This window comes from Arthrobacter jinronghuae, from assembly GCF_025244825.1.
In the GTDB taxonomy this organism is placed as follows: domain Bacteria; phylum Actinomycetota; class Actinomycetes; order Actinomycetales; family Micrococcaceae; genus Arthrobacter_B; species Arthrobacter_B jinronghuae.
The window spans coordinates 2659623-2683714 of record NZ_CP104263.1; the positions used below are offsets into that span (position 1 = coordinate 2659623).

Below are 24092 nucleotides of genomic sequence, written 5' to 3' on the forward strand. Positions count from 1 at the left end.
GGGCGGGTGCCGCTACCGGTGCCCGCCCTTCGTGCGTCCGGTGCGGACCCGCCGGGCTTTGCGCTGCCGCAGGGCCTGCCGCCTCAGCGCAAGAGGCAGAAGCAGCCACAGCAGCGCCACCACCACCGCCACCGAGACGGCGGCTATGGCGCCGGCTGAACCGGAAAGCACGAGGTCGAACACAAGGCCGATGGTCCCGACCAGGATCAGGCCCACCAGGACCAGGGTTAAGCGCAGCAGCAGGTCCGCGCTGTCCACCAGGTTCCCTTTGATCCGCCGCTGGAAGAACGTGCGGTGCAGCACGACCGTTGACAGCAGCAGCGCGGTGACAAGCACCGAAAGCACCACCAGGGACAGGTAGATGCCCACCTGCACCGGGTTCAGTTCGGTGAAGCGCTGCTGGAACGGCAGCGTCAGCAGGAAGCCGGTCAGGATCTGGATCCCGGTCTGGAGCACCCGCAGCTCCTGCAGCAGGTCCGTCCAGTTCCGGTCCTGCTTCTGCAGCGGGGTCTCACCGCGGTCCGGGTCACGTTCCGCTGGAGTATCGCCCATGGGGGCAGTTTAGTGGGTCCGTTGACGGGCAAAACAAAAGTCCCCCGAGGTTCCTTGCGGATCCTCGAAGGACTTTCTTTTTGTTGCGGGGGCAAGATTTGAACTTGCGACCTCTGGGTTATGAGCCCAGCGAGCTACCGAACTGCTCCACCCCGCGGCGTGATATCTAACTCTACCCGCCGCAGCACCGTGGTGCAAACCGGAGCCCGCCGGTCCATAGCTGCAGGACCGGGGGGCGGGCCGGCGAGCCGGCGGCGGCGCACCCTACGTGCCCCGCCGCCGTCCGCTAGTTGCCGCCGTCTCCGTCCTCCGCAGGAGCGGTGGCGCCGTCCGCAGGCGCCTCTGTGGCGTCGCCGCCGGCAGCACCCTCCATCCGTTCCTGGGCTGCAGTTGCCCGGGATATGGCGTCCTGCAACCGGGTCTGGGCCTCGCCGTAGGCGGCGAAATCGCCGCGGCCAAGGGCCGTCTGGCCGTCCTGGATGGCCTGCCCGGCGTCGGAAAGCGCCGTAGCCAGTTCGGACTGGGCGGTCTCGTCTCCGCCGCCTTCCGCTGCCGGAGGCGTAGCACCGACGTTGCCGGCATCTCCTGTAGAGGCTCCGGAGTCTCCGCCGAAGATCTGGTCCAAGGCCTCTTCCAGGGTGGGTGCGAAGCCCACTTTCTCGCCGAAGTTCACCAGCACCCGCTGCAGCGTCGGATACGATGCTTCACCCGAGGACTGGACGTACACGGGCTGCACGTACAGGATGCCGTCACCTACCGGCAGGGTCAGCAGGTTGCCGTTGATGACTTCCGAGGCGCCCTGGCGCAGGAGGTTCAAGGCGTTCGAGACGGTGGGATCGGAGTTGAACGTGTTCTGCGCCTGGCCCGGGCCGGGAACAGCCGTGTCCGTGGGCAGGGCAAGCAGCCGAAGCTTGCCGTAGTCCTCGCTCCTGACTCCCGCTTCCCCGGTGCCGGCGTCCGCCTCCGCGGAGAGGAAACCGTAAAGCACGTTGCGGGGATCGCCGCCTTCGCTCACGAACGGAATGAACGGCGTCGTCAGCGAGAAGGTCGCCTCATCCTGTCCCGGCATCTGCAGCGACAGGTAGTACGGAGGCTGCTTAACGCTGCCGTTGCCGCCCGTGGGATCGGCGGGAACGCTCCAGGCGTCGTCGTTCTTGTAGAAGGAATCCGGATCGGTGACATGGTACTTGCCGAGCAGCTCGCGCTGGACCTTGAACTGGTCTTCCGGGTAGCGCACGTGCGCCATCAGTTCAGCCGACATGTCGCTGTACTTTTTCAGGGTGGAGGGGAAGACGCTCTGCCAGGACTTCAACAGCGGATCCTCGTCGTCCCAGGCGTACAGCTCCACGGAACCGTCGTAGGCATCAACCGTGGCCTTCACCGCGTTGCGGATGTAGTTCACCTGTTCCTGCGGCAGCGCCGCAGCACCGGGCGTCAACGAGTCCGTGGTTGCATCCTGCAGCTCCTGCTGCGTGGAGTAGGGGAAGTACTTGCTCGTGGTGTAACCGTCCACGATCCACTTCACCCGGCCGTCGATGACGGCGGGGTACGCGTTGCTGTCCACCGTCAGGTACGGCGCAACCTTTTCCACCCGCTCGCGGGGGTCGCGGTCATACAGGATCTGGGATTCCTCATTGATCGCGTCCGCGAGAAGCAGCTCGGTGGACTGGAACTTGATCGCGTAGACCAGCTGGTTGAAGAAGTTCCCGACACTCGGCCCGCCCTCGCCGCTGAAGGTGGTCTGCGATTCCTCTTCCGAGTTGCCTGTCTGCGGGCGGTCGATTTCCACCGGCGGGGTGCCCTCCGGCGCGCCGACCACTGAGTACTGCGGAGAGTTCTCGCCGAAGTAGATCCGCGGCTCGTAGTCCCCGCCGTCGGTGAGCACACCGGTCGAGGGAATGCCGGACTCCATGAAGCTCGGCTTGCCGTCCGGCCCCACTGTGGATCCGCGTGCTGCGACCACGCCGTAGCCGTGGGTGTAGAGGATGTGTTCGTTGACCCACCCTGCGGGCACGCCCCCGACGTTCAGCTCGCGGACGGCGATGACCGTGTCCTGCACTTCGCCGTCGATTTCGTAGCGGTCCACGTTCAGGGTCTGCGGGAACTGGTAGTACTGGCGGAACTGCTGCAGCTGGCCGAACGCGTCGGAGACGACATTCGGGTCCAGGAGCCGGATGTTGGCGGTGGTGCCGGCGTCCTGTGCAAGGGCTCCGGCGTTGGCGTTCACCGTGGCGTCGTACGGGATGACCTCGGTGTCGCTCAGGCCGTAGGCCTCCCGCGTGAGGTCGATGTTGCGCTGGATGTATTCGCGTTCAAGGCTCAGTTCCGAAGGCTGCACCTGGTACCGCTGGACAATCCAGGGGTAGACGCCGCCGGCCACGATGGCCGTGATGATCAGCATTGCGGTACCGATAATCGGGAGGCGCCAGCGGCCGATGACGGCGGAGAGGATAAACAGGACGGCAACGATCACCGAGGCAACGGCCAGGATGGCCTTGGTCGGGATGACCGCCTCAACGTCGGTGTAGAGGGCGCCGGTCCAGGTTCCCGAGGTGCTCAGCAGGGTGTCGTAGCGGTCGAGCCAGAAGTTGATGCCCTGCAGGATGAGGAAGGCTGCGGCGATGATGGCCAGGTGCAGGCGGGCCGGGCGGCTGACGAACACGCCCTTCTCCTCCAGCCGGATGCCGCCGTAAAGGTAGTGGGTCATCAGGCCGGCGATACCGGCAATGACGACGACGCTGATCAGGAAGCCCACCAGGAACCCGATGAAGGGCAGCGTGTTCAGATAGAAGCTGTAGTCCATGTTGAACTGCGGATCTGTCTGTCCGAAATCGCGCCGGTTGAAGAAAAGCAGGGCCTGCTGCCACATGGACATGGCAGCCGTGCCGGCGAAGCCGCCGACGACGATCGGGATACCGATCATCAGCAGCTTGCGGATGGGCTCAAGCTGGGCCTGGTACCGGTTGAGGTTGTCCTGGAGTGCACTGTCCGGCGCATAGATCGGCCGCGAGGTGTAAGCCACCCGGATACTGGCGTACACGCCGGCTGCCATGACGAGGAAGGCCGCCAGGAACATGGAGATACGGGTCAGGTTCTCCTTGACGAAGACTTCCAGATACCCCAGCTGGTTGTACCAGAGGACATTTGCGTAAACCTGGGAGAAGTACACAAATCCAATGACCAGGACGGCAACTACGATCAGCGTTGCGATCAGCGGGCTGCGCCGCCGTCGCCTGCCGACGGCCGTGGCCGTGCCGGGTCGGGAAAATGGGCCGTTTGGTCCGGAAGTCACAGTTACCTCATCGTTCGGTGCGTCGGCTCGCGGCCTCTCCGGGATGCACCGGCGGGAATGCTTTCGGGTCGTTTTTCCAGCCCTGTTCCCCACCGGTTGACCCGGAAGCCGTCCGTAAAATCATTCTGCCTTGGATTGCTCTTTGGCTGCCACTCAGATCCGGTGCCGCAAACAACCTTGTCCCGATCGTAACTAGGGCGGGCCGTCTACTACTAGGGGGTGCACTGAGGCAGGTCTGCCGCATTCCCGCCGGCGGCGAGCTTCTCGACCGCCTGGATAGCCTCGTCCAGGGTGGAAACCCGCACCACCTCCAAGCCTTCCGGAATATGACCGACGACCTCCCCGCAGTTGTCGGCAGGGGCAAGGAAATACTCGGCACCGGCGTCGGATGCTCCGATCAGTTTCTGCCGGATTCCGCCGATGGGGCCCACGTTCCCGGCCGCGTCGATGGTTCCGGTTCCGGCGAAGTGCTTACCCCCGGTCAGCGGTTCCGGGGTCAGCCGGTCCACGATCCCCAGGGCGAACATCATCCCCGCGGACGGACCGCCGACCCGTTCCAGGGTTTCACCGATGCTGACTTCAAAAGGGAACTCGAAGGAGGTCGCCAGTTCGATGCCGAGCTGATAAGTACCGGAATCTGATTGCCGCGGCGTCACGGATTCGGTTATTTCCTGCCCGTCCCGCCGTACCGTGATCTCCGCGGGCGAGCCGCCGCCGTCGTTCAGGACTGCGCGCAGGCTCTCGATGCCGTCGATCCGGGTGTCCCCCACCGCAACCACGGTGTCTCCGGTCTGCAGCACGCCTTCGGCCGGCGAGCCTTCAACCACGGCTGCCACGGTCAGTTCCTGCGTGAAACCGATATCCAGCTGCGTCAGGGCGGCGGCGACCGCGGATTCCTGGGACGACGTCATGGCGGCGGCGTTTTCCTCGTCCACCTCGTCGCTGGTGGTTCCCGGTGCGTAGAGGAATTCGGTGGGATAGACGACGTCGTCGTTGTTTGCCCAGCCTCCCACGGCCTGGAAGATGCTGATGTTGGTGCTCGGGCCGCCGGAAACGTAGACGGTGGTCAGGTCCAGCTCCCCCTCCGTCGGATAGCTCTGGCGCCCCTCGATTTCGATGATCTTCGCATCCCCGGCGCTGCCCAGCGTGTTGAACGTAGGTCCCGGAGACTCCACCACGTACTGGGCGGGCAGCAGCAGGCCGGCGGCGCCGAGGACGCCGGCCAGCGCACCGGAGGCGATCATGGCCCGGGAGCGGGCGGAGCGTTTGGCCGGTGCGGGGCGGCCCGCACCCAGGCCCTGGTACGGATAGACGGAATAGCTTCCGTCCGGCTGCGGGGCCGGGACGGGAGACTGCCCGGGTGCGGGATTGCCTGGCCGGCCCTGCGCCGCGGTCCTGCTGTCGTCATGGGAGGGGCGCAACTGACCAACCTTTTCCTGCGCTCGTGTGTGTACATAGCCGGCGCCCGCGGTCGGGCTGCCAACCCTGCAAGCCTACGCCCGGCCCCCGGCCGCAGCGTGCAGGGCAGGCTTTGCCTACAGCGAACGAAATCGGCCTGTGCAGGACAGGGATTGGACCCTGCGGGTAGCGTAAGGGGAATATGGTCGGCAGGTGCCGGGCATCGCACACAGCATCTTCCGCAGTATTTTTCCGCTTTATCTTCTTCCACAGGACCGGTGGTATCCCATGAGTTCCAATCCATCCGACCGCGGGGACAACCCGCAGGATCCGCTGTCCGAAATGCTCGCGCGCCTGTTCGGCGCCGGCGGTGCGGGCGGCATGGATCCTACCGAGCTGGCGAAGGCGGCCGGGCTGCCCTCGGACCCCAACGCCATGGCGATGATCTTCCAGCAGGTCCAGGCCATGTTCAGCGCTTCCTCGGACGGTCCGGTGAACTGGCAGCTGGCCAAGGACAACGCCCGACGGGTGGCAGCAACCGGCAGCGACCCGTCCACCGGCCCGACGGCGGCCCGCGAGGTTGACGAGGCACTGCACCTGGCCGAACTCTGGCTGGACCCCGTCACCGATTTCGCATCCACCGCCAGCCTTGGCCGCGCCTGGTCGCGGGCGGAGTGGGTTGAAGCCACGATGGATTCCTGGCGCCGCCTGACGGAACCGGTGGCGGTGAGCATTTCAGAAGCACTTTCCAACGCCATCACCACGCAGATGCCCGAAGAAATGAAGTCGATGATGGGCGGGGCGTCCTCCATGCTCGCCAACATGGGCGGAGCAATGTTCGGCATCCAGCTCGGCCAGGCCGTAGGGGCACTGTCCAAGGAAGTGGTGAGTTCCACCGACGTCGGCCTGCCGCTCGCCGCCGGAACCATGGCACTGCTGCCCGCCAACGTTGCGGCCTTCGGCGAAGGCCTGGACATCCCGGAAGCGGAAATCCGCCTGTACCTTGCCGTCCGGGAAGCAGCTCACGCCCGCCTCTTCGCACAGGCACCCTGGCTGGCGTCCCACCTCTTCGGCACCATCGAAAGCTATGCCCGCGGCATCCATATCGATATGTCAAAGATCGAGGAAGCCGCCCGGGAGATTGACCCGTCCAATCCCGAGTCCATTCAGGCTGCCCTGTCCGGCGGAGTCTTCCAGCCCCAGCGCACGCCGGCCCAGGACGCAGCCCTTGAACGGCTGGAAACCGCCCTGGCCCTAGTGGAGGGCTGGGTGGATGAGGTCACGGCCGCCGCCACCGTAAACCTGCCCTCTGCGGGGGCCCTTCGGGAAATGATCCGCCGCCGCCGCGCCAGCGGCGGTCCCGCGGAACACACGTTCGCTTCCCTGGTGGGCCTGGAGCTGCGGCCGCGGCGGCTGCGCGATGCCGCTGCACTGTGGGCGCATCTCACGGAGGAACGCGGCTTTGAGGGCCGCGACGCCATCTGGCAGCACCCGGATCTCCTGCCGACCTCCGAGGACCTCGACGATCCCAAGGGCTTCAGCCGGCGTCGTGAGCTTCTCGAGGCGGCCGATTCCGACGTCGATGCCGCCCTGAAGCGCCTCCTCGACGGCGGATTCGACACGCCTGCCGAGAAATCGGGCTCTGAAGAAGAAGGTTCCGGGGAAGCTGCAACGGATACGCCGGCAGCCGAAAGCAGCGACGGCGACGGCGGCAAGGCCGACGGGGACAACGCGGACGACGGCGACGAAGGCAAGCCCGGCGCCAGCTAACTGAGTAGGGGGCAGCGGCATTGTCCGGCTGCCCCTATTGTCCGGCGCACCCCGGCTGCTCCGGAGGCAACAGCCTCCGGAGCAGCCGCGTTTAAGGAGTGCTTAGTCCTCTCCCATCTCGCCCTTCAGGCCGCGGGCGCTGGCGAACGCTGCTCCGGAGAGAAAGGCCTTGGCGGTCTCCGTCTGCGGATAGCTTTCCAGCAGGCGCCAGAACGCCGGACCGTGCGAGGGCACCAGCAAGTGTGCGAGTTCATGAAGCAGCACGTAGTCGATGACCCATTCCGGCATGCCCTGCAGCTTGTCGGAGAGCCGGATGGTGCCCCTGCCGGGCGTGGCCGATCCCCAGCGCGAGTTCTGGTTGCTCACCCAGCGGACGGACTGCGGGCGGGCACGTCCGGCGAGGTAGGTCCGGGATAGTTCCGCGGCACGCTGCATCAGTTCGTTCTCGCTGGTTTCCGGATCCGGCACGCCGGCTGCGCGCTCTTCCAGCCTCGCCACCATCCGCCGCACCCATTCCGCCTCCTGCGCAGCAGAGAAATGCGCAGGGATGGAAATCAGCGCCACCCCGTCACGGAAGACGGCGTTGACCGTCCGCTTCCGCCGGGCGGACCGACGGACCTGAATCGGTATTCCGGTGCTGGTGGTGGCCGGGATTGAAACAGGCCGGTGCGGGGAAGGCATATTCCAAGCCTAGCCGTCGCCGCCGACAGCCCTGCAGCCTGTGGATAACCCGGAACCTCGGTGAACCCCGTGCCAGCATGGTCAGCAGCCCGGCTGATCGGGCGGTGTCGGCAGCCCGGAGGGCAAGGGCGGACAACAGGCAGGAAGAACCGGACCACGGGAGCAGGCCATGCGGATCAATCCTGGAATACATGTGCTGGAAATTTCACCGGGAGCCCGGCAGCTGGGGATCGGCTCAGGATCGCTTCTGCTGCGCAACCTCCAGGACGCCGATATCGCTTTCCTGGGGGCACTGCGTCAAGGTGTTCCGGATGGTGCCGAAGCGGCCGCCGCAGCTGGATTGTCCCTTCCACCGGACCGCGCAGCGGCGCTCCTGCAGGTCCTGGGCCCGTTGCTTGTACCGCAGGAGGGAACCGCGGACCCCATTCCCTCGCTGCGCTCGGAACGGCTCCTCCCGGACGCACAGCGTCTTTCCTCCGCTTATCGGGTCAACGGTGAGGAATCGATCCGGCGGCGGGCCGCTGCAGCCGTCTCGGTGGATGGATTGGGGCGTGCGGGCGCCCTGGTGGCCCGGACCCTTGCCTCCGCAGGTATTGGCACCCTGCTGCTCACCGACCCCGGGGTGGTCTGCCCGGCAGACGTCGGCACGGCTTATGCCATGACTGATATCGGCATGAACCGGGCGGCTGCCGTCAAACGGCACCTGTTCCGGGTGGACCCCACCCTTCAGGTGTTGACGATGGCGGCGGGCGGGAGCCAGGTCCCGCCGGCAGTGGATCTGGCGGTGACCGTCCGTGTGGTGGGAGCCGGCCCCGGCCGACCCCGACGGCAGCCGGATCTGCCGGACGGTGACGATGGCGTTCCCCGGATGGTGCTGACCGCCCAGGAAGGCGGATGGGATATCGGCCCGTTGGTGGTTCCGGGCGTCACGCCCTGCCTGGAATGCCTGGACCGGCACCGTGCGGATACCGATCCGGGGTGGTACGCCGCAATGGAAGCCCTTGCGGCGGATAAGGATAAAGCCGACGGGCAGGAGCATGCGGGCACGCCGGACTCATCGGGTCCCTCGGGCGAGGAAGTGGCCGGGTCGGTCCTGGCCGCCGGGGCTGCGGCCATGGCGGCACTGGTCTTCCTGGATGGAATCAATCAACCGGCAGTGTTCTCCGCGGTCCTGCGGCTGCGGACGTCGGACGGTTACCCGCAGCTGCGAAAACTGGACTACCACCCGGCCTGCGGCTGCCGCCTGCAATGCAGCAGCAACCGGGTGGCATAGCCGGCGGCCAAGCAGCCGCGGCTAGGCTCCGGCGCTTTCCGCGAGCACCTTCAGTACGGCCTCGCCGTAGCGCTCCAGTTTCGACGGCCCGACGCCGGGCAGGGTGGCCAGCCGGTTCAGCGACGGCGGCCGGTCTTCCGCTATGGCGACCAAGGTTGCGTCGGTGAACACCACAAAGGCCGGGATGCCTGCTTCGGCGGCCGCTTCCCGGCGCCATTCCCGCAGTGCGTCGAAGGTAGCTTCCTCATAGGTCACCGGGCAGTCTCCGCAGCGCCCGACCTTGCGTTCGGCCCCGGTGTTCAGCAGGGCACCGCAGCTGCGGCACTTTGCCGGTCCGGTGACCTTGCGCCGTGTCTGCTTGGCCGGTCCTGCCGTCCGTCCGGCATCCCGCTCCGTGCGGGGACGCAGTCCGTCCAGGAACCGTGACGGTTTCCGGTTGGCGCGTCCGCCCGGTGTCCGGGCGGTGGACCAGGACAGCGCCAGGTGTTCCCGGGCACGGGTAATGCCCACGTAGAGCAGCCGGCGTTCCTCGTCGACGGCTTCGGGGGTGTCGGCAAAGGAAATGGGCATCAAACCTTCGCTCAGTCCAACCAGGAACACCGCATCCCACTCCAGGCCTTTCGCGGAGTGCAGGGACGCCAGGGTTACCCCTTGGACCCGGGGTGCGTGCTGTGCCGCAGCGCGTTCCTCCAGTTCCGCGACGAAGTCCTGCATGGTGAAGATACTGTCCGGGTCACGGGTCCGGGTGACCTGCAGCTCTTCGGCGAGCGCCACGAGCGCCGCCAGGGATTCCCACCGCTCCCGCGTGGCGCCGCCGCCTGCCGGCGCCTCGGACGTGTAGCCCAGGGAAGCCAGGATGTCCCGCACCATCTGGGGCACGGGTTCGTTACCCACGGACCGGGACGCCGCACGGAGCTGCAGCACTGCGTCGCGGACCTCTCGGCGGGCGAAGAACCGCTCGCCGCCGCGCAGCTGGTAGCCGATACCGGCTGACGCCAGCGCCTGCTCATAGGCCTGCGACTGCCCGTTGGTACGGAAGAGGACAGCGATCTCGCTGGCCTGGACGCCCTGTTCGATCAGCGCCTTGATGGAGGAGGCCACGTGCGCGGCTTCTGCTTCGTCGTCGGCGCATTCGGTAAACGTCGGCTCCGGGCCGGCCGGCCGCTGCGCCACCAGTTCAAGCGGCGTGGGCCAGGCCGGTGCCATCCGGTTCCGCTCCCCCTCGGCCGTGCGGGCTGCGAGGATCCGGTTCGCCAGGCCGACCACCTGCGGCGTGGAACGGTAATCGCGGACCAGCTTGACGACGTCGGCGCCGGGGAACCGCTTGGTGAAGTCCAGCAGATGCCGCGGGGTTGCGCCGGTGAAGGAGTAGATGGTCTGGCTGGAATCGCCCACCACGCACAGTTCGTCGCGGGCACCCAGCCACAGGTCCAGGAGACGCTGCTGCAGCGGCGAAACGTCCTGGTACTCGTCCACTACGAAGTGCCGGTACTGGTCCCGCACCATGGCCGCCACCCGCTCGTCTTCCTGGAGGATCCCCACCATGATGAGCAGGACGTCTTCGAAGTCGATGATGTTGCGGTCCACTTTTACGTCCTCGTAGGACTGGAAGATCCGCGAAATGGCCGTCAGGTCAAAGCCTGCGGGGGGTTCCCGGTCCCCGGCCGCCCGGACGTAGCTGTCCGGGGTAAGCATGGACACCTTCGCCCATTCGATTTCCGCGGCGACGTCGCGGATCGCGGCCCGGTCGGTGGACAGCCTCAGGCGCCGCGCGGCTTCCGCGATGATCTGGGCCTTGTGGTCCAGCAGGCCGGGCATCGCTCCGCCCACGGTATGCGGCCAGAAGTACTGCAGCTGCTTCAGCGCGGCCGCGTGGAATGTCCGGGCCTGGACGCCCCCGGCCCCGAGGTCCCGGAGCCTGGTCCGCATTTCCGCTGCGGCCCGCGCAGTGAAGGTCACCGCCAGCACCTGCTGCGGCTTGTAGACACCGGTGGCCACGCCGTAGGCCATCCGGTGCGTGATGGCACGGGTCTTACCGGTACCGGCACCTGCCAGGACGCAGAGGGGACCGGTGAGGGTGGTGGCTACTGCCCGCTGCTCGTCGTCGAGCCCTGCAAGGATTCGTGCTTCGGGTGATTCACTGCTCATGCGCGGGCGTTGGCCTCCGGTTCGGTAATGGTGCCGCCGTACCAGCGCTCGATCAGGTTCCGGGCGATGGAAATGGGGCCTGCAATGGTGATTTCGCCGCTGGCCACGGCGTCGGTGAGTTCCGTCCGGCTGAACCAGCGGACATCGGACATTTCGACGCCGTCGGCCTTCGCCTCTGCGTTCTCGGCGCGGGCGGTGAAGCCCAGCATCAGTGAACACGGGAACGGCCACGGCTGCGAACCGAGGTACTGCGGGCTGTGGACAACCACGTTGGACTCTTCAGCCACCTCGCGGATGACAGCGGCCTCCAGTGATTCTCCGGGCTCAACGAAACCGGCGAGGGTCGAATACCGGTTCCCCGGCCAGGCCGCCGCCGAACCCAGCAGGATGCGGTCCTGCTCGTCAACCACGGCAACGATGATGGCGGGGTCGGTGCGCGGGAAGTGGGAGCTGCCGTCCTCGGGACATCGGCGGACCCAGCCGCCCTGCTCCGGAACAGTCCGTGCGCCGCAGCGGGGGCAGTGGGTGTGCACGGCGTGCCAGTTGGCGATGGACGCTGCCTCGACGAACAGTCCAGCGTCCAGGGCACCCAGATGCGTTGCGGCTTCACGCAGGCTCACCCAGGCGGCGCCTTCCACGGCGAGCGCTTCATCCGGCTCGGGCAGGGTCACCAGTACGACGTCGGTTCCCAGCGGCACCTGCGCATCTTCAAGGGTCCGGCCCAGATAGACGGGATCCTCGCCAAAGCCCGCCGCCGGCGGTTCAAAGAGCACCAGGACGCCGTCACGGACGAGGGTCCGGCCGCCGGCCAGGTACATGACCCGGGTGCCGCCGTCGGCCCGGATGGTTTCGAAGAGATCCGGTGCCACGCGGCGCTCGGAGCCCCGGTCCACGGCCGTGCGCGCCAGCGGTAATAAACCCAATGGAGATGCTTCTGCTGCCGGTGCCGGGATACTCATACCACCTACCGTACTGACTCCCTCCCCCCAAACTGTAGTTGGGCCGTGGAGCCGTGCCCGGTCTGAGGTTTTCCTCACGGTTTAGACGACTCGCCGCCCGGCAATGGTTATTCGGACCACATCTGCCCATACGGTTGAAGATGTGAAACGGACCCCCATGGAATTGGCTGCAATGGCCAGCGCTGCCGTCCCAGGGCTGACCCCTACCGGCGTTGCCGGTTCCCCGGACGACGCTGCGGATTTTGACGCGGCGCTGCTGCTTGACGACGCCGGGCGCAGGTGGCGCGTCCGGTCCCCCAAACATCTCGAGGCCAGTATGCGCCTGGAGACCGAACTGCTGGTCCTGCGCACCTTCGTCCCGGCGGTGAGGGCCGAATTGCCGTTCGCCCTGCCCTACGTTGCCGGCACCGTCCGCCAAGGCGAGCTCTGCACTTTTGTCTATTCCCACCTTCCCGGCGCCCTCCGGAGCATTGATGCCCTGGTGACGGCCGGGAGTTCCGTGGCCGCGGAGATCGGCCGGGCCATGGCCGCGATCCACGCCATCCCCCGGGAACTGGTTACCTCCGCGGACCTGCCGAGCTACAGCGCGAACGAGTTCCGGCAGCGTCGCCTGAATGAGCTGGACCAGGCGGCCACCACCGGCAAGATCCCCGCCGTACTGCTGCGGCGCTGGGAGCACGCGCTGGAAGACGTCTCGCTCTGGCGTTTCAAGCCCACCGTGGTCCACGGCGACCTGCATGAAGACAACATCCTGCTCACCGGCGAACGGGTCAGCGCCGTCACCGGCTGGACCGATCTCCGGGTGGGCGACCCGGCTGATGATTTCGCGTGGCTGATCGCGGCCAACGATCCCCGGTTCACCGAGACCGTGCACGCCGCCTACTTGGAAGCCAGCAACGATCCCGAGGATCCGCACCTGATCCGCCGGGCGGCATTGTCTGCGGAATTCGCCCTGGCGCAGTGGCTGGTGCGCGGGGTCGCCGCAGAGAACTCCACCATGGTCGACGAAGCCGTGGAGATGCTCGGCACCCTCGAAGAAGACGTACTGGCGCAGGAAGCGTCTGACCGGCGCGACAGCCAGGCCCGCGCTGCCGATGCCCGGGCGGCGGAAGCCGAAGCCGCGGCGGCAGTCCGGCCGGCTGCCGCCAAGGTTACCGTTGTCCCGATTGCTCCGGAGACGGCCCCCACGGCGTCAGGCGCCGACGACGCCGCCCCGGACACCGGCAGCGTCAGCCGCGTAGTTGGTGCCGAAACAGGGCCGGCCACGGAAAACAGTGCCGACGCCGCAACGGACGGCCACGAACCCGGCGAATCGGAGCCGGAAACGGCTCGCGCAGCGGGAACACAGGCCGGAGCGGATGAAGCCGCGGCCTCCGGCGTGGACACTGATTCCGGGAACGATCCGGAAACCGGCAACGAACCTGTTGTGGACGATGCTTCCGGTGACGGCGCCGCGCGCGACGGACACAGCAGTCAGCCGGGCACCGAGACCACTGCCCTCCCGCTGACTCCGGTTCCGGACAAGTAGCCGGTTTCCGCACCCCGCACTCCGGTGCCCCGCCGATTTTCGGCGGGGCACCTTTTTTCTTTAGTCACCCGCTTGCCATGTCCAGGTTTCGGCCGTAGGTTAGTTACATCAGTAATGAACCAAGCAAGTAGCGAACCGGGACTTGGTCCCGGGGATCCAACCACGGGAGCCGCTTTGATAGATGACAGCAGGCCGATCTTCCAACAGATCGCCGAACGCGTCGAAGGCGACATCCTTGACGAAACCCTCAAGGAGGAAAGCCAGGTGCCTTCCACCAATGAGTTCGCAGCCTTCTACCGGATCAACCCGGCGACGGCGGCCAAGGGCATCAATCTCCTCGTGGATGAGGGGATCCTCTATAAGCGCAGGGGCATCGGCATGTTCGTGGCGCCCGGAGCCAGGGAAGCCGTCCTCAAAAAGCGGCGGGAACAGTTCTACGAGCAGTACGTCCGTCCGCTGACAATCGAAGCGCGGAAGCTGGGTATTGACGGCACCCAGCTCGCCGGATTGATTCAGCGCAGCGCCGTCGACACCGAAGGGAGCATGGCGCCATGAATGCCGGCACCACGAACGTGATAGAAACCCGGAACCTCACACGCCGTTACCGGGACCAGCTAGCACTCGACAACGTTGACCTGGATATCTCCGGCGGCCGCATCTACGGGCTGCTCGGACGCAACGGGGCGGGCAAGACCACCCTGATGTCCATCCTCACGGCCCAGGGCTTTGAGTCTTCCGGCGAGGTACGGGTTTTCGGAGAACACCCCTTCGAAAATGACCGCGTGCTGCGCCGGCTGTGCTTCGTCCGCGAATCGCAGAAGTACCCGGATGATTTCACCGCCGCCAACGCTTTTGCATCCGCCGGGCTGCTGTATCCCAACTGGGATGCCGGGTTCGCCGCCTCGCTCGCGGAGGAATTCCGCCTCCCGGTCAAGCGCCGGTTGAAGAAACTTTCCCGCGGCCAGCTTTCCGCCGTCGGAGTGATTCTCGGACTGGCCTCGCGGGCGGAAATCACTTTCTTTGACGAGCCCTATCTGGGGCTCGACGCCGTGGCCCGGCAGATTTTCTACGACCGGCTGGTCGAAGACTTCGCAGAGCATCCGCGCACCATCGTGCTTTCCTCGCATCTGATCGACGAGGTCGCCCTTCTCCTGGAGCATGTGATCGTCATTGACAGCGGCAGGATTGTCCTGGATGACGACGCAGAGAACATCAGGGGCAGCGCCGTAACCGTCACCGGCGCTGCGGACGTCGTCGAGGCCTTCATCGCCGGGTATCCGGTGCTGCACCGCGAATCCCTGGGGTCCCTGGTATCGGTCACTGTGGAGTACCGGCTCGACGACGCCGGGCGTCGGGAAGCCGCCGAGCTTGGGTTGCAGCTGACACCTGTATCCCTGCAGCAACTCATTGTCCGCAAGACGCTGCATGCTGACGGCGCAGAGAAGCCGCCGTCCGGCGCTGCTGCAGCAACCGACAGCTTGGAGGCGTTTCGATGAACCGTGCAGTAGCCGTGGCGAGAATGCAGCTGACCAACAAATGGATCTACCTGTGGATTCCGCTGATCATCCTGGTCGCCTCCACGCTGATATCACTGGCAATCTTCGCGATGATCCCGGGTGACGCCTCGAACGTCATTTCCGGCTCCGGGCAGGCCGTGATGTGGTACTTCTTCGCCCTGGGAATCCAAGCCATGACCCTGCTCTTCCCCTTCTCGCAGGCCCTCAGCGTCAGCCGGCGCGCCTTCTACATCGGCACCATCGGATTGTTCTCCCTGGTCGCCCTGGCTCTCGCGGTCCTGTACTGGGTGCTGGGCCTGGTGGAGCAGGCGACCGACGGCTGGGGCATGAAGGGCGCCATCTTCGCCATCCCGTGGATCGCCGAGGGCGCCTGGTACACCCAGATCCTCTTCTATTTCGCGGTCACCATCCTGCTGTTCCTGCTTGGCTTCTGGAGCTCGACCATTTACAAGCGGTGGCGGACCGTCGGACTGACGGCAGCACTGGTGGGCGCCGGCGCAGTCCTGCTGGGAGTCATCGCCCTGATCACCTGGCGGGAGGCCTGGCCCTCCGTCGGCGCCTGGCTAGTGCAGCTGACGCCGCTCTCCCTGGCCGGCTGGCTGCTGGCTGCCGGTGCGCTGCTTGCCCTCACGTCCTACGCGACGCTTCGGCGCGCCGTTCCCTGATCCGCCCCCAACCGGTCCAGCTCCCCGAACCCCGTCCGCCGAATCAGTACCCGGCGGACGGGGTTTTTGCTGCCTCCCGGATGATCTCCTCGAGTTCGTCTTCACCGGCCAGGTTGTACGGCCGGATCAGCTTGTCGGCCGCCACGTAGTAGAAGGCGGCCCGTACCTGCTCCAGCGGAACCCCCTTGAGCCGCGCCCACGCCAGCCGGTACACGGCGAGCTGCACGGAGCGCACATCGAGCTTCTGCGACGACGGCGGAGCGCCCGTCTTCCAGTCGATGAGGTCCCAGGTGCCGTCCGCATCCTGGAACACCGCGTCGATCCGGCCGCGGACGACGACGGTGTCCACCTTGGTTTCCACCGGCACCTCGATGAAGGCCGGTGTCCGCTGTGCCCAGTCCGAGGCCTCGAACGTGGCAATCATGTCCTCCAGCTGATAGGCCTCATCCACATAGGCGTCAGCGGCGCCGGGGTATTCGTCGATATCCAGCATGCCGCTCGAACCGAAGAATTCCTCGACCCAGGCGTGGAAGGCGGTGCCCTTGCGGGCGGCCATGCCCGGTTGGCGCGGCACCGGACGGCGGAGCTGCCGGGTGACCTCCGCCGGGTTGTCCTTCAGGTCCACCAGCATGGATGCCGAAATGTGGGCGGGAAGTTCCACCTGCACCACCTCGTTCGGCGGACGGTGCCGGGCCAGCACCAGTTCCGTTTCGCGGCTCCAACGCCCGGCCGGGGACCCAGTGGCGGTGTCAGCGGGCGCGGAATCCCGCTCGGGCAGACCTTCTTCCCCCTGGCCCGGAGCGTCTTCCTCGCCCCGGCCTTCCCCCTGGCCCGCAGTCCTCGCCGCCCGGCGTCCGGCAGATTCCAGCACGGCTTCCGCCGCGGCTTCCATTGCCTGCCGGCGCGGTCCAAGGGGATCAACCGGCCATACTGCCCGCTCCGCCTCGGCGTTGGCCGGGTTTTCCGTCCCGTCATCTTCGGGCATAACCCAGTTCAGCAGCCGGTAGCCGGAGGCGCCGGACTGCTCCAGGTCATAGAGATCCTGCAGGTACCGCGAGGGTGCCAGCGGTTTGGACCGTCCCCCGCCCCAGGCGGAGGCGGTGCAGATCAGCACGGATTTGGCGCGGGTGAACGCCACGTAGGCAAGCCGGCGTTCCTCACGTTCCGCGTGGCCCTTGGCGTCTTCGCTGAAGAGCTTTTCGCTTTCCAGCCAGGACTTCTGGTCCACCTGTTCCCAGTTCCACTGCGGCAGGTCCAGGCTGTCGCCGCGCAGGGTCCACGGGATGGCGGCATCTCCGCTGCTCCAGCGCGAATCCTTGTCACTGGGGAACGAGGCTTCGTTCAGGCCCGGAACCACCACGATGTCCCATTCCAGGCCCTTGGACGCGTGGACCGTGAGGAGCTGGACCGCTTCCCGGCTCGGCTCGAGCGGCGTCACGGGCAGACCGTTTTCCTCGGAGTTGGCCGCTTCCAGCCACGCGAGGAACGCGGCCAGATCCACCCGTTCGGCGGATGAGCTGAAGGTGGCTGCGGCGTCGATGAAGGCGTCCAGGTTCCGCCGGGACTCGTGCAGGGTCACGCCTGGCTTGGCGGCGACCTCGATGTCGAGCAGGATCCGGCGTTCCACTTCCCCGATCAGCGTGGTCAGGTCCTCGCCGACAAAACCGCGCAGGTCCCGGAGCTCGTTCCGCAGCTGTGTCAGGCGCTTCAGCCCCTCCTCGGAGAGGGAGCGTCCGGCATTGGACACCCAGCCGGGACGCGGCAGGGAGTCCACGGCTTCCACGAGGCTGCCGGCCTCCACCAGGTCCGCCTCCACCACGAGGTCCGGACCTTCGTCCGGGCCGTGGATATCGGCGGCGTCGGCAACCCGGACGGCCCGTTCACGGACGCGGACCAGGTGTCGGGACCAGTCCGCCAGTGCCATGAGGTCCGCCGGCCCAATCCGCCACCGTGCTCCGGCCAGGATCCGCAGCATCGAATCGGAGCGTCCCGGGTCGCCCAAAACCCGCAGGACAGCGAGCAGGTCCACCACTTCCGGAGTGGACAGCAGTCCGCCCAGTCCGACAATCTGCACCGGAATCCCCCGCTGCTCCAGTTCCTTGCGGATGGGGTCGAACTGCTTGCGTCCGCGGCACAGCACCGCCACGGCGGGCCGCACCGGCTGGTTGCGCTCGTCCCGTTCGAAGATCCTGCTGCGGTGGAACGCCACCTGCTCCGCTACGGCCTCTGCTTCACCCAGGATCCGTTCCGGGGTGCCCTTGCCGGGTTCCACCGAGACATCGCAGAGGTAGCGGCCCAGGTACACCTCGCCTACGGGGGCGTTGGGCTTGGCCTGCAGCTCGGGTACGTGCGGCAGGCGCTGGTGCTTAAGCCACGGGGCAACCCCGTTGAGCGGGGTGGAGACGGTGTTGGCGGCCGCCAGCACGGAGGTGGAGTTCCGCCAGGCCACGGACAGGTTAGCCAGCGGTGCGAGCTCCCGCCCGTTGTCGGTGAACAGCGGGAACTTCTCCCGGAAGGTGCCCAGCTGGCCCGCGGAAGCCCCGCGGAACCCGTAAATGGACTGATGCGGATCCCCCACGGCGGTAACGGAGCGGCCGTCGCCGAACAGGTTCGAGAAAAGCACCATCTGGGCGTGCGAGGTGTCCTGGAACTCGTCCAGCAGCACCACCTTGAACTTGGCGCGCTCCATTTCCACGGCTTCGGGGATAGTGGCGGCAATCCGGGCGGCCAGTTCCACGAGGTCGCCGAAGTCCAACTGCCGGCGCTCCGCCTTGGCCTGCCGGTACGCTTCCACCAGTTCGGTTACGGAGATGCGCGTGCGGAGGCGGTTGATCAGCTTCCTGGCTGCCTGGGTGGGTTCCTTCGGCTTGCCGAACTGATACGGCAGGGCCGAGACGGCGGCTACGTGCGCTTCGAGTTCGGCACGAACCTCGGCCGGGGTCCGCAGATGTTCGGAGCATTCGCCGGCCATCTGCAGCACCGCGCCGACCAGGGTGGACTTGGCTGCGGTGAAGTGTTCGTAGTCCCCGGAATAGGCTTCCACCACTTCATTGGCCAGCTGCCACGACTGCGCGCCGCCAAGCATCACGGAATCGCGCTCGACGCCGATCCGCAGGCCGTAGTCGTTCACGATGCCGTTCGCGTAGGAATGGTAGGTGGAGACACTCGGCTCCATCCGTTCCTCGCCGCCGCCGGCGGTGTCCGGATCCGCTGCTCCGCCGGGTCCGGCGTCGAGCTGGTGGTAGAGCAGGTTCAGGCGCGCTCGGATGCGGGAGGCCAGCTCACCGGCCGCCTTGCGGGTGAAGGTGACCCCAAGGATCTCCTCGGGCCGGACCAGTTCGTTGGCCACCAGCCAGACCACCCGGTCCGCCATCGTCTTGGTTTTGCCCGAGCCCGCCCCGGCAATGACCAGCAGGGGTTCGAGGGGGCCCTCGATGATCCCGATCTGGTCCTCGGTGGGGTACTGCACCGGCGAGTTCGGGTCAGTGTGCAGCAGTTCCGCCAGTTCCCGGGCGGAGTACTTCGGGACGGGCGCCGCTTCCGGCAGCTCCCCCGGTACCGTTACGGGCGCACTCACTCGGTGACCTGCTTTCCTTCAGCACAGATGGGACAGATTTCGGGCAGCCGGCAGCCGTTGCCGCCAAAGCCGCTGCGGCCGGGGTCGTGGACGGTTTCGAAGAACGCCGCGGACATCAGGGCCGCCGCGTCGCGGACCATGTCGCGTGCCGTGGTGTCCTCGGGGTCCAGTGGCTGCTGTTCCTGGACGGAAACACCCTTGTTCGTGGTGCCGAGCTGCACCAGGGCGGCTCCGCCGGGGACCGGAGGGGCGTCCGGCAGCGCGCCTTCGCGCACGGCCTCCTGGTAGGCGGCCAGCTGCGGGTGACCCTGCAGGTCGTCCTTCTTCGGCGCGGACTTGCCGGTCTTCAGGTCCACGATGAACAGCCGGCCGTCGGCATCGACTTCCAGCCGGTCAATCTGGCCGCGCAGCAGGGCGGTGCGGACGGCGCCGTCGATCTCCACCGGCAGCTCCACCTCGAAGTCCTTTTCGACGGCCACGAGGGACCGGCCGCTGCGGCGCATGGTGATGACGTATTCGGCGAGCTTGCGGACCATGGTTTCGGCCCGCTGGTAGTCCATCTGCCCCTCCCAGTTGTCCTTCATGCCCAGGGACGGCCAGCGTTTCTGCAGCTCCTGCACATACTCGCTGCCGGCGGCGTCGGGCATGTCCTGCGCGATGGAATGCACCAGCGTGCCCAGGGAGCGGGCGAAGTCGGTGGCCTGCTCGCCGCCCGCAGCGGAGACGAACCAGCTCAGGGGCGATTTCAGCACGGCGTCGACCTTGGAGGGCGAGACCGGGATCCGCGCATCCGGGGGCAGGATGGGAGCGGTGCTGGACAGCGGGGCGAGCCCCCACCACTGCTCGGGATGGGCTCCCGGGACCCGCACGGGGTGGTTCAGCATGGTCCCCAGATGATGGACGGCTTCGGCAGCTGCTTCCCGGTCTTCCCCGGGCTGCTGGGCGTAACGACGCAGTTCCGCCACCAGCGAGCGCAGCGTGTACGGACGCAGGACTTCGGTGCGCTGCCGTTTTTCCGTCCCCGGCTCCAGCGGTGCCACCAGGTCCAGGAAGGAGGAGGGCTGCTCGTCTTCGGAGGAAACCGCCGTGCAGATCAGCACTTCGCGGGCACGCGAAATGGCGGTGGAGAAGCTGCGCAGCTCGTCAAAGCGGATGGACTGCATCAGCGTCAGCGGGCTGCGGTGTGCCCGGAAATTGTCGCCGTGCTCGACTGCCGCCACCAGCTCGCCGCTGCCCAGCAGTTCACCGCGCAGGCGCAGGTTGGGCCACACGTCCTGCTGGATGCCGGCGACTATCACCATCGGCCATTCGCGGCCGGCAGCGCTGGCCGGGGTGAGCAGCTCCACTGCCTCCCTGCGCTGGGCGCGCGCGGCCAGCGTATCCATGGGCAGCTCGGAACTGGTGAGGTAATCCAGGAACTGGGCCGGCGTGGAGCCGGGCAGCTGGTCGACATAGCGTTCTGCAGTCTGGAACAGGGCCATGATCGCGTCCAGGTCCCGGTCCGCGCGGGAGGCACCCGGGCCTCCGGACAATGCCGTTTCCGCCCAGCGCTTGGACCAGCCGGAAACGGACCACAGAGCCCACAGGACGGTCTCCGCCGTCGCTCCCGGCTCCTTCGCGGCTGCCCGGCCTGCGGACAGCATGGCGGAAATACGCTGGGCGGCCGGGCGGGCGTCCCAGCTCAGTCCCGCAAGGGCCCGGCCGGATTCGGATTCCGGGTCCAGCAGCGATTCCACCAGCAGTACGTCGCTGGTCCGTCCGCCGCCGGCGCTGCGCTCTTCCCGGCGCAGTGCCTGCCGCAGCCGGCGCAGTTCCAGCGTGCTGGCGCCGCCGATGCGCGAGGTCAGCAGTGACACTGCCAGCTCGGGGGTAAGCAGGTCCGGATCCAGTACGACGGCGAACGCGTCCAGCAGCGGGCGGACGGCGGCTTCATCACGGACCGCGCGCTCGGCGACGGGGACCTTGACTTCGATCCCCTGCCCGGTGAGGTAGCGCTGGAGGGCAGCCAGCTGGGCGCCGGTCCGGACAATGACGGCGATGTCCTCAAGCGAACGGCCCTGCAGGAGCTGGGCTTCGAGGATCCGCTGCGCCACGTAACGCTGCTCATGCATGGGAGTGTCCACTACATGGGCCTCGGCTGTGCCCGCCACCGGAGCAGCGCCGGATTCCTGTACACCGGCTCCCGGTGCGTCGGGCCCCGGTGTTTCAGAGCCCGGTGCGTCGGCGGGGCCGCCGTCGGCTGGAGCATCCGCCGGCAGCCTCCCGATGAACCGGGCGTCGGCCACGGCAGTGCGGTAGGACGGCAGGGAGCCGACCACGGAAATCCGTGAAGCCGTCCGGGTCCAGGCTCCGGCCAGCGAACCGGTCAGCCGGTGCGAGGTGGTCAGGACGCGGGTCTGGAGGTGTCCGTCAAAACGCCTGCCCAGCTGGCCCACCAGGTCCGGGCGGGCGCCGCGGAAGCCCTGCACCACGGTGTCGGGGCAGGCCGCGGCGATGGAATCCCCCGTGCCTGCCAGCAGCGCGTAAAGGCTGTGGATGGCCGGGTTGGCCTCCTGCAGGTCATCCACCAGCACCAGCTGCTGGCGTTCCCGCTCGGCGGACAGGAATTCCGGATCGGAGTGCAGGATGTTCAGGGCCGAAGTGATGATGCCAGCCGGATCAAAGGACTCCGGCATGCGCAGGTCCAGGACGTCCCGGTACTCGGCGTAGAGTTCCGCGGCGGCCGCCCAGTCCGGACGGCCGTGCCGCTGTCCCAGTTCGCGCAGTTCCTCGGCGGAGATGCCGTATTCAATGACGCGGTCGAAGAGCTGGCGGATTTCCTGCCGGAAGCCGCGGGTGCCGAGGGCAAGGTCCAGGCTGTCCGGCCAGGGCAGTTCCGGCACCCCGTGCTGTCCGTGCCCGGCCAGCAGTTCCTTGATGATGACATCCTGTTCGGCGCCGGAGAGCAGCTTCGGAGCCCGCGTGATGTAGGGCAGGCGGCCTTCGGTCTTGGCGCGCCGGATGAGGTCGAAGGCGTAGGAGGCCCAGGTGCGGGCGGGTGCGGTGCTCAGGGTTCCCTGCAGCCGTGCCGAGAGCGCGTCCCGCAGGCCGGCAGCGGCAAGCCGTGAAGGGGCCAGCATCAGCAGATGGGAAGGGTCAAGCCCGTCTCGTTCAATCCGTGCGACGGCGGCTTCCACCAGGACGGTGGACTTGCCGGTTCCCGGCGCTCCGAGGACGAGGACGGGTCCGCTGCCCGTCGGCAGGTCCACCACGGCCTGCTGGTCCGCGCTGAGCCGGGGCGCGGACAATGCGCTTGCAGCCGGCCCGACGAGTTGGAGTTCAACGCTCATGGTTCCACTTCATCATGTCCCTCCGACATTCCTGATATCGGCGCCCCCGGTGTTTGCTGCCCGGTGGGGTCCGGAACCTCCGGGACGGTCCGCAGGGCGTTCTGCAGGCCGGTCCGGAGGCTGTCCAGGCGGTCCCATTCCGCCTCGTCGGGCTGCCAGCGGGCGGCTTCGATACGCACCCGGTAACCTGCGCCGTCGTCGTCCGCCGTCCCGCGCACCGGGGTGCCCTCAAGCCGGTAGTGTTCCCAGGCGCGCCCTTCATGGCTGCGCGGCGGTTGTCCCGACGATCGCAGGACCCGCCACCAGCACACCTCGGAGCCGCGCGCGGACATTACGGCGCCCACCTGCCGCGGTCCGCCGGCGTCGAGCAGTTCGGCAATGTCGCCATAGGAGAGCACGCGTCCGGGCGGTATGAGATCGGCCACAGCCAGCACCGCGTCGGCGTAGTCCCTGCGCATAAGCAGTAGGGTACCGACGCCGGCCGGGCCGCGGCCAATCCCGGGAATGTCAGCGCTCCCCGATAGGTTTGAGGCATGAACAGCTGGCATGAACTTCCCCGGGCGGCCTTCGATCTGGAGACCACTGGCCGGGACCCGCAGACCGCGCGGATCGTCACCGCATCCATCATCCTGGTCAACGGCCGGGGTGAAACCCTGCAGCATCACGAGTGGATAGCCTGCCCCGAGATTCCGATCCCGGCCGAGGCGGCAGCCATCCACGGCATCACCAATGAACGTGCCCAGGCGGAGGGCGGGAACCCGGCCGCCGTGACGGCCGAGGTGGCCGAGGTGCTGGCCGGCATGTTCGCAGCCGGCATTCCGGTCCTGGCCTTCAACGCCTGCTACGACTTCACGGTCCTGGCCCGTGAATGCGAACGCTTCGGACTGGCGGTCCCCCATCCGGTTCCCGTGATCGACCCGTACATCCTGGACAAGCAGGTGGACCGGTTCCGCCGCGGCAAGCGCACCCTCACCGCCATGGCCGAGCACTACGGCGTGGGGTTCGAGAACGCGCACACCTCAGCGGCCGACGTCGCGGCCACCCTGTCCGTGGCAGCAGTCATGGCCGAGAAGTATCCGGAGCTGCAGTGCGATGCGCGCACCCTGCACGAGTCCCAGGTCAGCTGGGCCGCAGGCCAGGCTGCCAGCTTCCAGGAGTACCTGCGGCGCCGCGAGCCGGAAGCCGTGATCGACGGCAGCTGGCCGTTCCGTGCCGCGCCGGACCACGAGCCCGGGTCGGTCCTGGACCCGGCCTGATCCGTTAGGGCCCGGGGGTCCGGACAGCTCTTCACGGGCCGTCACTTTGGCCGGAGCGCGGCAGCCAACATGCGATACTGGTAACTGTGTTTGGCGCTGATGGCGCCCCAGGCGTACCCGCGTTCTTACGCGCGCGTACCGTCTCGC

Annotated in this window: 16 protein-coding genes and 1 tRNA gene; 7 read left to right on the forward strand and 10 right to left on the reverse strand. The window is 67.3% G+C overall.

What is annotated here, in order from left to right:
- Window positions 1-12: 12 nt before the first annotated feature.
- The 4 genes from N2K98_RS12435 to N2K98_RS12450 form a co-directional block, all read right to left on the reverse strand.
- Window positions 13-552, reverse strand: coding sequence for a DUF6328 family protein (locus N2K98_RS12435; RefSeq protein ID WP_255797146.1), 540 nt, complete (start codon window positions 550-552; stop codon window positions 13-15).
- 83 nt (window positions 553-635) lie between these two features.
- Window positions 636-709: transfer RNA gene (locus tag N2K98_RS12440), tRNA-Met, on the reverse strand.
- Between the two features lie 129 nt (window positions 710-838).
- Window positions 839-3844, reverse strand: coding sequence for a UPF0182 family membrane protein (locus N2K98_RS12445; RefSeq protein ID WP_407079986.1), 3006 nt, complete (start codon window positions 3842-3844; stop codon window positions 839-841).
- 212 nt (window positions 3845-4056) lie between these two features.
- Window positions 4057-5265, reverse strand: a complete 1209-nt coding sequence (locus N2K98_RS12450) for a YlbL family protein (protein ID WP_255865117.1) — start codon at window positions 5263-5265, stop codon at window positions 4057-4059.
- Window positions 5266-5530: 265 nt separating this feature from the next.
- On the opposite strand from N2K98_RS12450, the gene N2K98_RS12455 reads away from it, so the two are divergent.
- Window positions 5531-7012: a zinc-dependent metalloprotease gene (locus N2K98_RS12455; protein ID WP_255865116.1), complete on the forward strand. Its 1482-nt coding sequence runs from the start codon at window positions 5531-5533 to the stop codon at window positions 7010-7012.
- 102 nt (window positions 7013-7114) lie between these two features.
- Here N2K98_RS12455 and N2K98_RS12460 read toward each other — a convergent pair whose 3' ends face one another.
- Window positions 7115-7693, reverse strand: a complete 579-nt coding sequence (locus N2K98_RS12460; RefSeq protein ID WP_255797143.1) for a M48 metallopeptidase family protein — start codon at window positions 7691-7693, stop codon at window positions 7115-7117.
- A 169-nt stretch (window positions 7694-7862) separates the two neighbouring features.
- On the opposite strand from N2K98_RS12460, the gene N2K98_RS12465 reads away from it, so the two are divergent.
- Window positions 7863-8966, forward strand: coding sequence for a ThiF family adenylyltransferase (locus tag N2K98_RS12465; RefSeq protein ID WP_255865115.1), 1104 nt, complete (start codon window positions 7863-7865; stop codon window positions 8964-8966).
- A 21-nt stretch (window positions 8967-8987) separates the two neighbouring features.
- Here N2K98_RS12465 and N2K98_RS12470 read toward each other — a convergent pair whose 3' ends face one another.
- Together N2K98_RS12470 and nudC are read right to left on the reverse strand one after the other, a co-directional pair.
- Window positions 8988-11114, reverse strand: a complete 2127-nt coding sequence (locus tag N2K98_RS12470) for an ATP-dependent DNA helicase UvrD2 (protein WP_255865114.1) — start codon at window positions 11112-11114, stop codon at window positions 8988-8990.
- Window positions 11111-12073 (reverse strand): NAD(+) diphosphatase, encoded by a 963-nt coding sequence (gene nudC / locus N2K98_RS12475; RefSeq protein WP_255865113.1) that lies wholly within the window; start codon window positions 12071-12073, stop codon window positions 11111-11113. The genes N2K98_RS12470 and nudC overlap by 4 nt, the downstream gene beginning before the upstream one ends.
- A 142-nt stretch (window positions 12074-12215) precedes the next feature.
- Here nudC and N2K98_RS12480 point away from each other — a divergent pair, with 142 nt between their 5' ends.
- The 4 genes from N2K98_RS12480 (at window position 12216) to N2K98_RS12495 (ending at window position 15783) form a co-directional block, all read left to right on the forward strand.
- The gene (locus N2K98_RS12480; RefSeq protein ID WP_255865112.1) at window positions 12216-13601 is read left to right on the forward strand and encodes a phosphotransferase; all 1386 of its coding nucleotides are present in this window, start codon (window positions 12216-12218) and stop codon (window positions 13599-13601) included.
- 114 nt (window positions 13602-13715) lie between these two features.
- Complete coding sequence (locus N2K98_RS12485; RefSeq protein WP_255865111.1) at window positions 13716-14156, forward strand: GntR family transcriptional regulator; 441 nt, start codon at window positions 13716-13718, stop codon at window positions 14154-14156.
- A complete protein-coding gene (locus N2K98_RS12490) occupies window positions 14153-15097 on the forward strand; it encodes an ABC transporter ATP-binding protein (protein ID WP_255797137.1) in 945 nt (314 codons plus the stop codon). The genes N2K98_RS12485 and N2K98_RS12490 overlap by 4 nt, the downstream gene beginning before the upstream one ends.
- A complete protein-coding gene (locus N2K98_RS12495; RefSeq protein WP_255865109.1) occupies window positions 15094-15783 on the forward strand; it encodes a hypothetical protein in 690 nt (229 codons plus the stop codon). The genes N2K98_RS12490 and N2K98_RS12495 overlap by 4 nt, the downstream gene beginning before the upstream one ends.
- 43 nt (window positions 15784-15826) lie before the next feature.
- Here N2K98_RS12495 and N2K98_RS12500 read toward each other — a convergent pair whose 3' ends face one another.
- Genes N2K98_RS12500 through N2K98_RS12510 form a run of 3 tightly spaced genes read right to left on the reverse strand, consistent with a single transcriptional unit; the run spans window position 15827 to window position 23147 of the window.
- Entirely contained in the window at window positions 15827-19360 is a 3534-nt protein-coding gene (locus tag N2K98_RS12500) for an ATP-dependent helicase (protein ID WP_255865108.1), read from the reverse strand.
- The gene (locus tag N2K98_RS12505; protein ID WP_255865107.1) at window positions 19357-22689 is read right to left on the reverse strand and encodes an ATP-dependent helicase; all 3333 of its coding nucleotides are present in this window, start codon (window positions 22687-22689) and stop codon (window positions 19357-19359) included. The genes N2K98_RS12500 and N2K98_RS12505 overlap by 4 nt, the downstream gene beginning before the upstream one ends.
- Window positions 22686-23147 (reverse strand): MGMT family protein, encoded by a 462-nt coding sequence (locus tag N2K98_RS12510; protein WP_255865106.1) that lies wholly within the window; start codon window positions 23145-23147, stop codon window positions 22686-22688. The genes N2K98_RS12505 and N2K98_RS12510 overlap by 4 nt, the downstream gene beginning before the upstream one ends.
- A gap of 75 nt (window positions 23148-23222) precedes the next feature.
- On the opposite strand from N2K98_RS12510, the gene N2K98_RS12515 reads away from it, so the two are divergent.
- Complete coding sequence (locus N2K98_RS12515) at window positions 23223-23945, forward strand: 3'-5' exonuclease (RefSeq protein WP_255797132.1); 723 nt, start codon at window positions 23223-23225, stop codon at window positions 23943-23945.
- The last annotated feature ends 147 nt before the right edge of the window (window positions 23946-24092 follow it).

What these genes read in the sequence shown, in the direction of transcription:
- N2K98_RS12485 (WP_255865111.1), top strand. Translation starts at nt 13,716, where the DNA reads ATGAACCAAGCAAGTAGCGAACCGGGACTTGGTCCCGGGGATCCAACC.
- N2K98_RS12495 (WP_255865109.1), top strand. Translation starts at nt 15,094, where the DNA reads ATGAACCGTGCAGTAGCCGTGGCGAGAATGCAGCTGACCAACAAATGG.
- nudC (WP_255865113.1), bottom strand. Translation starts at nt 12,073, where the DNA reads ATGAGTATCCCGGCACCGGCAGCAGAAGCATCTCCATTGGGTTTATTA.
- N2K98_RS12470 (WP_255865114.1), bottom strand. Translation starts at nt 11,114, where the DNA reads ATGAGCAGTGAATCACCCGAAGCACGAATCCTTGCAGGGCTCGACGAC.
- N2K98_RS12490 (WP_255797137.1), top strand. Translation starts at nt 14,153, where the DNA reads ATGAATGCCGGCACCACGAACGTGATAGAAACCCGGAACCTCACACGC.
- N2K98_RS12465 (WP_255865115.1), top strand. Translation starts at nt 7,863, where the DNA reads ATGCGGATCAATCCTGGAATACATGTGCTGGAAATTTCACCGGGAGCC.
- N2K98_RS12505 (WP_255865107.1), bottom strand. Translation starts at nt 22,689, where the DNA reads ATGAGCGTTGAACTCCAACTCGTCGGGCCGGCTGCAAGCGCATTGTCC.
- N2K98_RS12435 (WP_255797146.1), bottom strand. Translation starts at nt 552, where the DNA reads ATGGGCGATACTCCAGCGGAACGTGACCCGGACCGCGGTGAGACCCCG.
- N2K98_RS12460 (WP_255797143.1), bottom strand. Translation starts at nt 7,693, where the DNA reads ATGCCTTCCCCGCACCGGCCTGTTTCAATCCCGGCCACCACCAGCACC.
- N2K98_RS12515 (WP_255797132.1), top strand. Translation starts at nt 23,223, where the DNA reads ATGAACAGCTGGCATGAACTTCCCCGGGCGGCCTTCGATCTGGAGACC.
- N2K98_RS12455 (WP_255865116.1), top strand. Translation starts at nt 5,531, where the DNA reads ATGAGTTCCAATCCATCCGACCGCGGGGACAACCCGCAGGATCCGCTG.
- N2K98_RS12510 (WP_255865106.1), bottom strand. Translation starts at nt 23,147, where the DNA reads ATGCGCAGGGACTACGCCGACGCGGTGCTGGCTGTGGCCGATCTCATA.